The sequence below is a fragment of the Bacillus sp. FJAT-22090 genome (assembly GCF_007676755.1).
Lineage (GTDB): Bacteria > Bacillota > Bacilli > Bacillales_A > Planococcaceae > Psychrobacillus.
In genome coordinates this window covers 179,312-193,653 of record NZ_VEBK01000006.1, presented here as the reverse complement: position 1 = coordinate 193,653, position 14,342 = coordinate 179,312, and the positions used below count along the sequence as shown (strand labels likewise).

The 14,342-nt window shown below is 37.8% G+C and carries 18 protein-coding genes, 1 pseudogene and 1 other annotated feature; of the genes and pseudogenes, 18 read left to right on the top strand and 1 reads right to left on the bottom strand.

Annotation, left to right across the window (positions count from 1 at the left end; all coding sequences use genetic code 11):
- Positions 1-61: 61 nt before the first annotated feature.
- From FS486_RS10120 to pheA, 15 genes and pseudogenes are all read left to right on the top strand, one after another.
- A pseudogene (locus FS486_RS10120) lies at positions 62-202 on the top strand (JAB domain-containing protein); the annotation flags it as partial.
- Positions 203-299: 97 nt separating this feature from the next.
- On the top strand, positions 300-1,319 hold the full coding sequence (locus FS486_RS10115) for a rod shape-determining protein (RefSeq protein WP_144511207.1): 1,020 nt from the start codon (positions 300-302) through the stop codon (positions 1,317-1,319).
- A 13-nt stretch (positions 1,320-1,332) separates the two neighbouring features.
- Positions 1,333-2,235, top strand: a complete 903-nt coding sequence (gene mreC / locus FS486_RS10110; protein WP_144511206.1) for a rod shape-determining protein MreC — start codon at positions 1,333-1,335, stop codon at positions 2,233-2,235.
- Positions 2,232-2,759, top strand: a complete 528-nt coding sequence (gene mreD / locus FS486_RS10105; protein ID WP_144511205.1) for a rod shape-determining protein MreD — start codon at positions 2,232-2,234, stop codon at positions 2,757-2,759. Before mreC ends, mreD begins: the two co-directional genes overlap by 4 nt.
- A gap of 34 nt (positions 2,760-2,793) precedes the next feature.
- Complete coding sequence (minC, locus tag FS486_RS10100) at positions 2,794-3,465, top strand: septum site-determining protein MinC (RefSeq protein WP_144511204.1); 672 nt, start codon at positions 2,794-2,796, stop codon at positions 3,463-3,465.
- A gap of 1 nt (position 3,466) precedes the next feature.
- Positions 3,467-4,267: a septum site-determining protein MinD gene (minD, locus tag FS486_RS10095; protein WP_144511203.1), complete on the top strand. Its 801-nt coding sequence runs from the start codon at positions 3,467-3,469 to the stop codon at positions 4,265-4,267.
- Positions 4,268-4,364: 97 nt separating this feature from the next.
- Positions 4,365-4,910: a hypothetical protein gene (locus tag FS486_RS10090; RefSeq protein ID WP_144511202.1), complete on the top strand. Its 546-nt coding sequence runs from the start codon at positions 4,365-4,367 to the stop codon at positions 4,908-4,910.
- Positions 4,903-5,499, top strand: a complete 597-nt coding sequence (locus tag FS486_RS10085) for a site-2 protease family protein (RefSeq protein ID WP_144511201.1) — start codon at positions 4,903-4,905, stop codon at positions 5,497-5,499. The genes FS486_RS10090 and FS486_RS10085 overlap by 8 nt, the downstream gene beginning before the upstream one ends.
- Before the next feature lie 51 nt (positions 5,500-5,550).
- Positions 5,551-5,630, top strand: a sequence feature (ribosomal protein L21 leader region).
- A 12-nt stretch (positions 5,631-5,642) separates the two neighbouring features.
- Positions 5,643-5,951 (top strand): 50S ribosomal protein L21, encoded by a 309-nt coding sequence (gene rplU, locus FS486_RS10080; RefSeq protein WP_093266260.1) that lies wholly within the window; start codon positions 5,643-5,645, stop codon positions 5,949-5,951.
- Position 5,952: 1 nt separating this feature from the next.
- Positions 5,953-6,288 (top strand): ribosomal-processing cysteine protease Prp, encoded by a 336-nt coding sequence (locus tag FS486_RS10075; RefSeq protein ID WP_144511200.1) that lies wholly within the window; start codon positions 5,953-5,955, stop codon positions 6,286-6,288.
- Positions 6,289-6,300: 12 nt separating this feature from the next.
- Complete coding sequence (rpmA, locus tag FS486_RS10070) at positions 6,301-6,591, top strand: 50S ribosomal protein L27 (protein ID WP_093266255.1); 291 nt, start codon at positions 6,301-6,303, stop codon at positions 6,589-6,591.
- 114 nt (positions 6,592-6,705) lie between these two features.
- Positions 6,706-7,239: a Spo0B domain-containing protein gene (locus tag FS486_RS10065; RefSeq protein WP_144511199.1), complete on the top strand. Its 534-nt coding sequence runs from the start codon at positions 6,706-6,708 to the stop codon at positions 7,237-7,239.
- A gap of 7 nt (positions 7,240-7,246) precedes the next feature.
- Complete coding sequence (gene obgE / locus FS486_RS10060; protein WP_144511198.1) at positions 7,247-8,536, top strand: GTPase ObgE; 1,290 nt, start codon at positions 7,247-7,249, stop codon at positions 8,534-8,536.
- A 17-nt stretch (positions 8,537-8,553) separates the two neighbouring features.
- Positions 8,554-9,009, top strand: a complete 456-nt coding sequence (locus tag FS486_RS10055) for an ACT domain-containing protein (RefSeq protein WP_144511197.1) — start codon at positions 8,554-8,556, stop codon at positions 9,007-9,009.
- Positions 9,010-9,121: 112 nt separating this feature from the next.
- Positions 9,122-9,994 (top strand): prephenate dehydratase, encoded by an 873-nt coding sequence (gene pheA / locus FS486_RS10050; RefSeq protein WP_144511196.1) that lies wholly within the window; start codon positions 9,122-9,124, stop codon positions 9,992-9,994.
- Positions 9,995-11,133: 1,139 nt separating this feature from the next.
- Here pheA and FS486_RS10045 read toward each other — a convergent pair.
- Positions 11,134-11,664: a transcription repressor NadR gene (locus FS486_RS10045; protein WP_144511195.1), complete on the bottom strand. Its 531-nt coding sequence runs from the start codon at positions 11,662-11,664 to the stop codon at positions 11,134-11,136.
- A 136-nt stretch (positions 11,665-11,800) separates the two neighbouring features.
- On the opposite strand from FS486_RS10045, the gene FS486_RS10040 reads away from it, so the two are divergent.
- The 3 genes from FS486_RS10040 (at position 11,801) to ruvA (ending at position 14,166) form a co-directional block, all read left to right on the top strand.
- A complete protein-coding gene (locus FS486_RS10040; protein ID WP_144511194.1) occupies positions 11,801-12,601 on the top strand; it encodes a LysM peptidoglycan-binding domain-containing protein in 801 nt (266 codons plus the stop codon).
- A gap of 3 nt (positions 12,602-12,604) precedes the next feature.
- On the top strand, positions 12,605-13,456 hold the full coding sequence (locus FS486_RS10035) for a phosphotransferase (protein WP_144511193.1): 852 nt from the start codon (positions 12,605-12,607) through the stop codon (positions 13,454-13,456).
- 89 nt (positions 13,457-13,545) lie between these two features.
- A complete protein-coding gene (ruvA, locus tag FS486_RS10030) occupies positions 13,546-14,166 on the top strand; it encodes a Holliday junction branch migration protein RuvA (protein ID WP_144511192.1) in 621 nt (206 codons plus the stop codon).
- Positions 14,167-14,342 lie beyond the last annotated feature (176 nt).

Genomic DNA, 14,342 nt, shown 5'->3' with positions numbered 1-14,342 from the left:
GGAGGGGGGAATTGTGAAACCTATTATGGAAACATAATAAGGCGCATGATTCCTACCCTACAACGCCTCTCCTTCACCAGAGGACATAGAAGTTACTAAAAGATTATTAGAGGCAGGACAGTTGATGGGCATAGAGTTGATCGACCATGTGATCATCGGAGATCATCAATTTATTAGTTTGAAGGAAAAGGGGTACATGTGACACTGTGCTTTTTTCGTTCTATCCGTTATAATGTGAGTTATGACTTTAAAATCAACTAAGTGAAACTTGCGTAAGGATAGAAAGGGAGTAAAAAATTGTGTTTGGATTTGGATCAAGAGATTTAGGAATTGACTTAGGAACAGCGAATACGCTTGTTTTTATTAAGGGTAAAGGTATTGTGTTAAGAGAACCTTCAGTAGTTGCGAAAAATGTACAAAATGGTGCGATTGTTGCAGTTGGTAATGATGCAAGAAATATGATTGGACGTACACCCGGTTCTATCGTAGCAATTCGTCCGATGAAAGACGGGGTTATTGCTGATTTCGATACGACTTCTGCAATGATTGAGTATTATTTGAAAAATGCTATTAAAGCATCAGGAATGTCCTGGAGTAAACCGAATGTCATGATTTGTGTTCCGTTTGGAATTACTTCTGTAGAACAACGCGCGGTTATCGATGCGGCAAAACAAGCTGGAGCTCGTGATGCTGTAACGATTGAAGAACCATTTGCTGCAGCAATCGGTGCAAATTTACCTGTTTGGGAACCTACGGGAAGTATGGTCGTTGATATAGGTGGAGGTACTACCGAAGTGGCTGTTATTTCTCTTGGAGGTATCGTAACGAGTGAATCTGTCCGTGTTGGTGGAGACGCAATGGACCAAGCAATTACAAGCTATGTACGCAAAACGTATAACTTAACAATTGGGGAACGCACGGCGGAAGCGATTAAAATGGAAATTGGTTCTGCAAGAGTAACAGATGGAGACGAAAAAATGGATATTCGTGGTCGTGACTTAGTTACAGGGTTACCGAAAACGATTGATATTACGTCAACAGAAATCGCTAGTGCATTACGTGAATCTATTGCTTCTATTATTGATGGTGTGAAGAAAACATTAGAACAAACACCTCCAGAACTATCGGCAGATGTAATGGAACGTGGTATTATGCTTACTGGTGGTGGAGCATTATTGAGAAACCTAGACAAAGTAATTAGTGATCAAACGAATATGCCAGTATTTATTGCAGAAGATCCATTGGATTGCGTTGCGATCGGTACAGGGAAAGCCCTAGATCATATGGGTTTATTAAAACGTCAACAAACTAAACAGTAAGGAGAAGTGAGGTATGCCACAATTTTTTTCGAATAAGCGATTAATTTTGCTGCTTGTAGGGATGATATTTCTTGTGGCGCTCATCAGCTTTTCTTTGCGAGATCGAAATCATGCATCGTTACCTGAACAATTAATTAAAGATGTGGTCGGTTTTGGACAAACTATGTTTTCCAAGCCGACTCAGTATGTTACCGGTATTTTTAATAATGTCGAATCTTTACTTAATACATATGATGAAAATAAACGGTTGAAAGCAAGATTAGAAGATTATGCTTCCTTACAAGCTAGTGTAAATGATTTACAAATTGAAAATGATAAGATTAGAAAGATTATTGATAAAGAAGAAAGTCTTCGTGCATTCAATCCTATCCAATCTACTGTAATTGCCCGTAACCCAGATCAATGGGAAGAAAAAATTATTATTGACAAAGGGGAAATACATGGGGTATCTGTGAATATGGCTGTTATGACATCCCAAGGATTAATCGGGAAAGTTATATTGACGACTCCTTATACATCCACGGTGGAACTTTTATCGACCCAAAATCCTAATTATCGTGTTTCAGCAGTTATTGCAGATGAACAAGAAGTTTTTGGATTAATCGAAGGTTATGATGTGCAGCGTAAAGAACTTGTATTAAAAAGAATTGATTCGGAATTCGAAGTGAAAAAAGGTCAAAAAGTAACTACTTCTGGTTTAGGCGGAATCTTTCCAAAAGGTATTTTAATCGGGGAAGTAACCGAGGTGACGACGGATGATTATGGTTTAACTCAACTTGCATACGTTAAGCCAGCAGCGAGTTTTTCTATTTTAGATCATGTTATTATATCTAAACGAACAATCAATCCTGTAGACGGAACAGATGGTGGAAACACAGAAGCTGATTTAACAGAAGGTGCAGGGGAAGGCTCATGATTCGTTATCTTGTAATAATTATTTCGGTTCTATTATTTTATATGGAACCGATTTTTGGACTTTTTTCACCTATCGAATTAAATGGAGACTTTTATGTACTCGTTCCTCGTTTTTTAATCATGTATTTAATATTTATTGCTATTTATTACGACCGTAAACGGGCAATGCTTTACGGATTGATTTTTGGACTCTTGTATGATGTCTTTTTCATTGATATTATTGGATTATATTCTTTTATTTTTCCGTTAATGTGTTTAGTAGCTAGTTTTATCGTGAAATTTATCCATAATCATTTACTTGTTGCTACTATTTTGTCGCTTTTATTAGTTGCTGTAGTAGAAATATTATTGTTTTTATTTTATACATTCATTGGTATTAAAACGATGACCTTTGCAGATTTCTTTCATTATAATCTCATCCCAACGATGATTGCTAATTCTGTATTTATATTAATGTTTGGATGGGCGTTTAAATATATTCTTCTAAATCGGTTTAACCAAAAAGCATTACTTCTTCAAAAATAATTTTTGGTTAGACAGTAGATCTGAGGTGACTTGATTGACGAAAAAGCAGTTAATATCGATTAAAGGAACAAAAGAAGGGCTTGTATTACGTCTAGACGATCAATGTTCATATACAGAACTTTTAGAAGAGTTGACAAAAAAGGTATCTGATGAAGGATTTGAAGGTCAAGCGGAAGTGCTGTTACAATTAGGGCATCGATATTGTAATGATGTGCAAGCGAAAGAAATTATTAACTGTGTGCAACAAACAGAGCATCTTCGTGTAACGAAAATACAAAGTGATGTAATGACTGTGGAAGAATGTAATAGAAGATTACTAGAAAACCAGTCTGAGACATTTGTAGGTATTGTTCGATCCGGACAAGTAATTACTGCAGTTGGAGATTTGGTAGTAATCGGGGATGTGAATCCTAATGGCCGTGTTGTTGCTGGTGGAAATGTTTTTGTATTAGGCCGTTTAAAAGGGATAGCGCATGCTGGTGCAAATGGAAATAAGGATGCAGTGATTGCCGCGTCATGGTTGGAAGCAACACATTTGATCATTGATAATGTTATCGAAACAATGACAGATGAGTTAAGCGTATTATCCGAACATCCTGAAATGGAATGTGCATACTTACATACAAATGGTTTGATCGCTATTGATCGCTTGCAAGAACTTCGATTATTAAGACCAAATCTGTCAACATTTAAAGGAGGAAGCTAATGTGGGAGAAGCAATCGTAATAACTTCTGGGAAAGGTGGGGTCGGTAAAACGACCACAACTGCAAACCTTGGAACTGCATTGGCTCTACAAGGGAAAAAAGTTTGTTTAATGGATACAGATATCGGTTTACGAAATTTGGATGTTGTTCTAGGGCTTGAAAATAGAATTATTTATGATTTAGTCGACGTAATTGAAGGTCGTTGCAAAGTGCATCAAGCACTAGTGAAAGATAAACGTTTCGAAGACAAATTATATTTATTGCCAGCAGCTCAAACAACTGATAAAAACGCAGTGAGTCCAGAACAAATGAAAGAACTTGTAACAGAACTAAAACGTGATTATGACTACGTTTTAATCGATTGTCCAGCAGGTATTGAACAAGGATATAAAAATGCAATTGCTGGAGCAGACAAAGCGATCGTCGTCACAACACCAGAAATTTCTGCAGTTCGTGATGCAGATCGAATCATCGGGTTATTAGAACAGGAAGTATCTATTGACCCTCCGAAGTTAATCATTAACCGCATTCGTCAGCATTTAATGACGAAAGGGGAAGCGTTGGATATTAATGAAATAACAACGCATTTATCCATAGACTTATTAGGAATAGTTGCGGATGATGAAAGTGTTATCACTTCTTCTAATAAGGGAGAGCCTGTTGTTATGGATCCTTCTAACAGAGCGGCGCTTGGATATCGGAATATTGCTCGCCGTATTTTAGGAGAATCGGTACCGTTAATGTCAATGGACATGCCTAAAAAAGGCGTTATGTCGAAGATCAAATCTATTTTTTCTAAATAAGATAAAAAGAAGCCAACGTCTAATAATTTTAGCGTTCGCTTCTTTTTTGTTCATTAAAATGTACTTGCCATCATACATTCCTACTAGGGGGAATGTTATGCTATCAAAAAGAAAATGGGCACTTGCTTTTATATTAGTATTAGTCTTTTTTTTAGTGACGAAGCTAGAGGCAAATAATACGTTATCCACAAATTATACAACGACATTATTGGAACCTCAGAAGCCGGCAGAAGTGTATAAAAAAGTAAAGGCATGGGTGGAACAGTCGGATAAAAAAATCAGTGTCAGCGCTCCTGTGGCGGATCCTCCTTTAATCGAATACCAATCGATACAATCTTTTGATGAAGGAGCTATTTTGGCAATTAATGATTCGCAAGATTTATATGCATCTGATAATGGATTAATCATTTTCACTGGTTATACGAAAAAAACAAATAAAACAATGTCTATTTTATATGATACAGGAGAAACGGCTACATTTGGTTTCTTGGAGGAGTTTCATCAATTACCATATACAATGGTGAATGCAGGAGACGTTTTTGCAACTGCTGAGAATGAGTTATTGTATATTCAAGTAAAAAAAGATGGAAAGAATTTGGAGATGAGCGAACTTGTTGATTGGCTAGCTGCAACTTATGAATAAGCATGTTTTTAAAGTACATCCTATTATGATTCCATTTTTCCTGTTCTTTTATTTATCAGGAGAATTTGCAATATATTCGATTGTATTTGGTTCTTTGCTTATTCATGAGGTGGGACATTTGATTGGTGCCAAAATAGTTGGTATTAAAGTTCGTTCTTGCACTATTTTACCGTATGGTGGAGAAATTAAGATGCAGCAATTTTCTAAAGTAAAAAAAAGTGACCAGCTATTTGTTATTTTGGGTGGCCCTTTTTGTACGTTTTTACTATTACTATTTAGCTTTTTTATTGACTTTCCACAAGACAGTCTTGTTTTTTTTGTACAAGTGATTATATTAAGTTTAAATTTATTACCCATTTATCCATTAGACGGTGGACGAGCGTTAGATACGCTGTTTCCCCATAATTATGAAAGACTGATTATTTTCTCTATGTGGGGAAGTGGGCTAATCTTTTGTATGAGTTTCATATACTTTCCAAAAGCAATATCGGCTTCTCTTATTTTTTTGTTCATTTTTTTGCAAAACTATTCCTATTGGAGATTTAGAAAGTACAAGCTTGCATATGAAAGAATTACAAAAGCTGCTTGACTCAAAATTTTATATATGGTAATATTTTAATGTTATTGTTTGTAGCAGCACCCGTTGCTACAACCGCTCTGAAAAGGTTCAAGCATTCAGGTCACTGGATCACCTTTTGGAAGGCGAGTCTTAGTCTAAGAGGAGGTGCAAGTATGTACGCAATTATTGAAACTGGTGGTAAACAAATCAAAGTTGAACAAGGGCAAGAAATCTACATTGAAAAATTAGATGCTAATGCTGATGAAGTTGTAACTTTCGACAAAGTTTTATTTGTAGGTGGAGATGATGTTAAAGTTGGTGCTCCATTCGTGGAAGGTGCTAAAGTTACAGCGAAAGTTGTAAAAAATGGCAAAGCTAAAAAAATCATCGTTTTCAAATACAAAGCGAAAAAGAATTACCGTAAAAAACAAGGTCACCGTCAACCATACACTAAATTAGTAGTAGAATCTATTAGTTTATAAGATGATCAAAGTGACTATATCGAGAGATCAATCAGGTCATATTCATTCTTTTGAAATGAAAGGACATGCTGATTTTGCAGAACATGGGAAAGATTTAGTTTGTGCAGGTGCTTCTGCTGTATCATTTGGTGCAGTGAATGCAATAATTGCACTTACCGAAATAACACCTATTATCGAGCAAAAGGGCAACGGAGGGTATTTATACGTTGAAGTGCCAAGCATTTCAAATCCTGAAAAAGCTGCTAATATGCAGTTGATTCTAGAGGCGATGATTGTTTCTTTACAAACGATTGAGCAAGATTATAGCAAGTATATAAAAATAACCTTCAAAAAGTAGGAGGTGGAACATATGTTAAGATTAGATCTTCAGTTTTTCGCATCCAAAAAGGGAGTAGGTTCGACTCGTAATGGTCGTGACTCTCAATCGAAACGTCTAGGTGCTAAACGTGCTGACGGACAATTCGTATCAGGCGGATCAATTTTATACCGTCAACGCGGTACTAAAATTCACCCTGGTGAGAATGTTGGACGTGGTGGAGATGACACACTTTTTGCGAAAGTTGACGGTGTAGTGCGCTTTGAGCGTTTTGGCCGCGACAAGAAAAAAGTAAGTGTATATCCTGTAGCTCAAGAAGCTTAATGAAAGAACAAAAGGACTGCATTTATGCAGTCCTTTTTCTTATAGTTTAGAGCAATAACATTGTATACCTGTTATACTGTAGAGGATAGCCTACAACGGGATGTGTATACTAATATGGACGAAAAAGAAATAACGGTTAATATGGTGCTGCGCCATTCTATGCATGATTTTCTAAATAACTTGCATTTAATACAAATGAACTTAGATATGGGCAAGAATGACGAGGCCAAAAATTTGATACGGACATATTCGTTAAAATGTAATCAGTTTTTTGACCTAAATAATGCAGGTTTATATAAAACAAACGAATGGTTACAGACGTTTAGTATGAGATATAATAAGATGACTTTAGTTGTTCAAACATCTCTTTTAAGAAGTGGAGCAGAAAAATATGATGCTGTACTGAGGGATTATTTAGATCATATTCTTCAGTCAATTTACCCGAATCTTAGAGGATATCAAGAGCAATTATTTAAAGTTCAAATTAAAACTGAAGGTATATTAGAGATACAGATAGATATCCAAGGAGATTGGTCTCCAGTTTCCTCGAAGTTAGGAACGTCTAGCGAGTTATTTCATATAGAGAAACAGTTAAGCACAGAAACTGAGCTAAAAGTTAAATTAATTGCAAGTGAAAGATTGGAGTGAAATATAAATGTTTGTAGATCACGTGAAGATTTATGTAAAAGGTGGAGACGGCGGAGATGGAATGGTCGGATTCCGTCGTGAAAAGTATGTTCCTATGGGCGGTCCAGCAGGTGGGGACGGAGGAAATGGCGGAGACGTTGTTTTTGTCGTAGATGAAGGTTTGCGTACATTGATGGATTTCCGTTATAAACGTAATTTCAAAGCAACTCGTGGTGAACACGGGATGAGTAAAAATATGCACGGTGCAAATGCAGATGACTTGTTCGTTAAAGTTCCTCCAGGTACGGTAGTGACGAATGAGGAAACGGGAGATGTCCTTGCTGATTTGGTAGAGCATGGACAAAAAGCAATTATTGCAAGAGGTGGACGAGGCGGTCGAGGAAATTCCCGATTCGCAACACCGGCAAACCCTGCTCCAGAGCTTTCTGAAAAAGGAGAGCCAGGGTTCGAACTAAACGTAGTGTTGGAACTTAAAGTATTGGCGGATGTTGGTTTAGTAGGATTTCCAAGTGTTGGTAAATCGACGTTATTATCCGTTGTATCTGCAGCGAAACCAAAAATTGCAGCGTATCATTTTACTACCATCGTACCTAATTTAGGAATGGTAGAAACAGAAGATCATCGCAGCTTTGCAATGGCTGATTTACCAGGGCTAATAGAAGGCGCATCTGAAGGTGTCGGATTAGGACATCAGTTCCTACGTCATATTGAACGTACGCGTGTTATTGTGCATGTGATCGATATGTCCGGAATGGAAGGTCGCGATCCTTATGAAGATTATTTAACTATCAATGAAGAATTAAAACAATACAACTTACGTTTAACAGAAAGACCTCAAGTTATAGTAGCGAATAAAATGGATATGCCAGATGCGGAAGAAAATTTAAAAGCATTTAAAGAAAAAGTAGGACCCGATATGAAGGTGTTCCCTATTTCGGCAATTTCTCGCCAAGGGCTACAAGAATTATTATTTGCTGTTGCAGACATGTTAGAAGTAGCTCCAGAATTCCCGTTAGAACAATTAAGAGAAGAAGAAACAGAAACATCTGTTATGTACAAGCATGAAGCGAAAAAAGATGATTTTGAAATCTCGAGAGATGATGACGGTGCATTTGTATTATCTGGCGGAACAGTAGAAAGATTATTTAAAATGACTGACTTTAGCCGAGAAGATTCTATCCGCAGATTCTCTAGACAATTACGTGGTATGGGAATCGATGAAGCACTACGTCAGCGCGGCGCAAAAGACGGCGATACGGTGCGATTATTACAATTTGAATTTGAATTTATCGAGTAGGAAAGAAGGGGAGCCGCATGAAGGATGTAACTGGCCAGCGCTTTTATTTAGTAAGAGAGGATGTGCTTACCGAAGCAATGCAAAAAACTTTGGAAGCCAAACATCTTCTCCAATCTGGGAAAGTATCTTCGATTTGGGATGCAGTAAAAAAAGTAGATTTGTCTCGAAGTGCTTTTTACAAATATCGTGATGCGGTTTTTCCGTTCCATTCGATTGTTCAAGAAAGAATACTAACGGTATTTTTGCAATTAGAAGATCGTGAAGGCACTCTCGCACGATTGCTTCAGCTAGTAGCAGAATCGACATGCAATATATTAACCATTCACCAGACTATACCTATACAAGGTAGGGCAAGTGTGACGCTATCTCTAGATGTTACGGCAATGTCTAAAGAATTAGATGAATTTTTAAATGAAATGAAGCGACTAGATTTTGTAGAATCAGCAGAAGTGATCAGTTCTGGTGCTTTATAGGAAAAGTGCAAACGCCTGTAGAAGGATATAGTTTAAGTTCGCAACGACGACTGTATCCTATTGGCCTTCGACAGGTAAAGCACTGAACCTGGATTAGTAGGGAGGATTTCAAATGTCAACTCAACAAGTGGCTTACCTTGGACCGGAAGCTTCTTTTACTCATTTAGCATCGCAGGTTTTATTTCAACACGATGAGTTAGTGCCAATACGGACAATACCGGAATGTATTGAAGCAGTTACGAGTGGGAAAGTCGATATTGCGGTTGTTCCAATAGAGAATGCGCTGGAAGGTACAGTGCCACTAACAATCGATTATCTCTTTCATGAAGCAGATGTATATGTAACAGCTGAAATATTGGCTCCTATTCAACAGCATTTAATGGTCCATCCATCTAATGCGAAAAAATGGGAAGATATTAAGACCATCTATTCTCATCCACATGCTCTAGCTCAGTGTCATAAGTATTTATATTATCGATTTGGCAAAATTCCGCTTGAACAATCCTCTTCCACTGCAGCTGCTGCAAAATACGTTTCTGAAAATGAGGATAGTTGCATTGCGGCGATCGGAAATACATCTGCAGCGATTGAATACGGTTTAAAAATTGTTGAGCATAATATTCATGATTTTCATTTCAATCATACAAGATTTTTTGTACTCTCTAAAAAGAATAAAAGTATTCAAAAGAGCGGGCATACAAATCAAGTAAAAACGACTATTATGCTAACATTGCCAAAAGATGACCGATCCGGTTCTTTACACCAAGTACTTTCTGTTTTTGCATGGAGACGTCTCAATTTGAGTAAAATTGAATCAAGACCATTAAAAACAGGATTAGGACAATATTTTTTCATCATGGATATATTAGAAGATGACCGTGTACCAATGATGCAAGGTGCTATGGAAGAGCTAGCAGCTTTAGGATGTGAAGTAAAGTCACTTGGATCTTATAATACATACGAAACCGAGAAATCCTCAGATTAATGATATAAAAGAGTAAATAATAAGTCACACCTGTTGATTATCCATCTGATTCCATTGTGAAAAAAAGAAGAGGGCCTACTATTTTATGTTTCGATTTGTAGGAAAAGTGCGTCTTAACAGGTAACCGCTATGATTTTCTCTGCTTACGGACGCTTTCCGCCGGGTGAGCGATGAGCCAGCCCCGCCGCTTAGGCGTCGTTGGGCTTTCTCATTTGCTCACAGCGGAACAAAGGCTAAGAGCGCCACCTCGTGTGACAACGCCTTCGTGACCAACATCATGTTGGCCTCGGCAGGAGTCGCCGCCAGCAGAGAAAATCAAAGAAAATTGCTTCCGCTCCGAGCAAAGAATGTTGCTATGCGGGCATAACGAGGTGGCATACGAGCATAAAAGTTCGATCTGTCCCAAATGTTGCGAGTTTGTAATAAAATGTTGCGCATCCGATCTATAAAGTTGCGAGTAACGACTGCGATGTTGCGCAATATCGAATGGACCATCTTATTCATGTTGATGAAGCGGATACTATAGGAGAAATGCATGGTTATCAATGTCCGCAAGCCTTTACTTGAAGAAATGGTTGCGCTCGTTGTCGATCTGGTTGCTTTCAAGCGCAAACTGGTTGCGTTGCCTATTGAATTGGTTGCTTTCAAGTGACATTTGGTCTCGCTTAGCCATTTCCTAACTTTTAATGGATATTAAATACAGATATAAGCGTCTATTTTGATGGATTGGAGCTGCAAGACGGCGACTCCAGGGGAATCAAGTGAGTAAGAGGAGACTTCACATCGAACGCCAAAGCGGGCGGTGAAGGCTCCTCACTCGCCCCACGGAAAGCGTCTGTCCTTCAGCGGAAATCCAAGCGGAAATTCCCTTACGACACATTATTCCTATAAAGCGTCGTGCATCATTCAAAATATATTCCCTTATTTGGAATAGTTATGATAATCAACAGCCTTGATAATAAGTATATGTAACGAAATAGGACAAGTTGGATGACTAAATTTCATCTAACTTGTCCTATTTTTGATAAATTCCCTTAGATGTAACGAGTTTCACCCAAAGTCCCTCGGGTTCCACCCGTCTGAATTCCACTCCAACTCAGAATTCCACTCAAAGCTTATGGAGTACCACCCTATCCCAGTTATTCCTCTATTAAATATCCTTTTTTCTGAAGGGCGTCTATTCCCCGATTTAATATTTCTTCTGTTGGGGCAGAAAGCAGGTGTAGATGAATGCCTGACGTAAGTTCTAAAAGAAAGGAGGCTTCAGTTTCCCTCACTTTCTTTAAGAACATTTCCACGTCGTGACGATTAGATACCATAATAGAGGAAGTGATTTCTCCATAAACAGGATGTTCCACTGTTACGTTTTCTACAGTTACTCCCACATCTACAAGTGTTTGGAGTTCGTCTTCAGAATCCTTAGATTGGTGATTGCATGCTACTTTTTTTTGTACATATGCATTGTTCTCTTTGTCTGGTAATAACATATATCCTTGGCTTGTTGAAACAATTGGTGCGTTCGTAGCTTTCAACAAAGTTATATCATTTACAATGACTTGTCGACTGACATTTGCTAACCTCGCAAGATCTGCGCCGGTTACTGGCTGGTTTTGCTCCTTTAAATATGAAAATAACCAATTTCTTCGTTCTGCCCCTTTTAACTTTTTCAATAATAACGCCTCCCAACTTGCATAACAACCTAGTTCTTATTCATAAGTTTATCATGAAGGGAAGTTTGTTTGTTTAAAATCTGTGTCCAATTTAGGTAGTTGCACATAATTTAAAGGAGAAGGAAGGAGGAAGACTGTGCAAGTTCATATTGTCGAAAAAGGTGACACTCTTTGGAAAATTTCTAGAAGCTATGGTGTTTCCTTTGATGAGTTAAAGAAGTTAAATGCACATCTCGCAAATCCAGAATATATTGTTCCGGGTATGAAGATTTTTATTCCAGATACAAAAAAAATGGAATCGATTAATCATCCTTATAGCGAGAGTCGCCCAGTTAAAAAAGAAATGGTGAGGAAGGAGGAAACAAAGGCCCATCCTGTTCCGCCGAAAGCTCAAACAGTACCACCAAAAGCGCAAACAGTACCACCTAAGGCCCAAACAGTACCACCAAAAGCTCAAACGGTGCCGCCAAAAGCGCAAACTGTACCACCAAAAGCACAACCAGTACAACCAATCCCAGTTGTTCCACCGGTACAGCCGAAACCACTCCCATCCTATACATTGCCGTATCACATGATGCCAGTACCAGATTTAGACCTGACACCATCGCCTCAAGGGTGGAGATTAGTAGAGTCAACATCTATCCATATACAAGCGCATTTCCATGATCACGAAAAACCTACACCGGCACCAGCTCCACCCGTTCAGCAGCAAACAAAGCCTGTAGAGGAAGAACCATCCCCTACATTCTCACCAATGTATCCGTGCCCGCCAATGCAGGAATATCCATGCTATTGTCCACCAATGCAAGAATACCCGAATATGATGCACCCACAAATGCACCCGCAGATGCAATCTTATTATGGGGGGTATCCATGTGTACAAATTTGTTACGTACCGGTATATCCATGCCCACCATATCCCTATCAGAATTTTTAAAAAGTGAGTTACTCTATTCGGCAAATTAAAAAAAATGTTTGGAAATGGAAAAATGAAAATGGGGTATTTTCTGTAAAAAAATATCCTTCTGAAGAACAGGCTGAAAAAATTCGTTACATTCATCATCAACTTCAATATATGGAAGACCCATTTGTTTTGCCTGTCATGGAATCTTCTCAATTAGATTTCATCATTCAACCGTGGTTCAAAGGTACGCATAATGTAAACTATAGAAATGAGGAAGATCGGAGAGCGGTTTATTCATTATTAAATCGACTGCATAAAACCAATCAACTTATTTCTTGGGAAGATAGTAAAGTACTTTATGCATTTAATTTAATTTCCAAATGGCAAAATCGATTATTGAAGATGAAAGAAATTTCTTTTTTCATTGAGTCGTATATAGGAATAAAAAAAACAGAAATGCTTTTGTTCTATGGAGATATGGCTTTAAAGGATATGTCATCATTCAATATGAGTGATCGAACATTATTACATGGGGATGTTGTGCATCATAACTTTTTATCGGATAGATCCTCCTACAAAATTATCGACTTTGATCTTGCGGTCGTTGGGCCGAAAGAGATGGAAAATATTTTGTGGATGCATCGTGTCCTTTCCGAAATTGATTATGATATATATTTTCTTATCAATGAATTTCCCAAACTCGAAAAAATTGTTACAGAGCATAAAGAAGCGATGATGTATCCGAACGAATTATATAGAGAATGGTTATACGCATATGCTTTACCGGCAGAGAGAAAACAAAAGTTTATTGAACAATTAATACCATATACGAACAAAGCGTTAACAGAATGGCCTAATTTATGCTATAATTTAAGTCTCTTAAAATAGTTCTAATTGGAGTTGGTCGCTTGTTTTATAAGCGGCCTTCTTTGTTTGTTATGGTATAATGGGAGTATTGATTGTGAGGGATTTAAGGCATGTATGATTACATAAAAGGACAAGTAACACGTGTGACACCTGAGTATGTTGTGTTGGAGCAGCAAGGAATAGGTTATCAGCTGTTCACACCAAATCCATTTGCTTTTAGAAAAAGCGAAGAATTAATACAAGTATATACACATTTTCATGTTCGAGAAGATGCCCAGCAATTAATGGGCTTTCCTTCATTGCCACAAAGAGAGTTGTTTAGAAAGCTAATTCTCGTATCTGGGATAGGGCCAAAAGGTGCGCTGGCGATTTTGGCAAGTGGTGAACCTACACATGTGATCCAAGCAATTGAACGAGAAGATGAAACGTTTTTAGTGAAATTTCCTGGGGTAGGTAAAAAAACTGCCCGTCAAATGATTTTAGATCTAAAAGGAAAATTAAATGATTTAATCGATTTTGAACAAATGGAATGGGAGGATGACGAACCGACATTATTTGTAGATAGCCCAGCAGATCATGAGTTAGAAGAAGCAATGCTTGCACTAACAGCACTCGGCTATTCAGAAAGGGAACTAGCGAAAGTTCGTCCTAAATTAAAGGAAAACAAAGAGCTTCAAACAACAGATGATTTAATGAAAAAAGCATTGCAATTATTATTTTCTGGGAAATAAGTAAAGTGCAAGCTCCGGTACTTAGAGATCACCGTAAACTGGACTTTACTAAACCCGACTGGATGGAGCAGGGGAAACAATTTATTATAAACACTTATTAGACAATAACTTATCAGTTGCCACTATCTTCGCGAAGACTTATACGCAGAAGAAAGAGAATGAAACCGAATCAATAA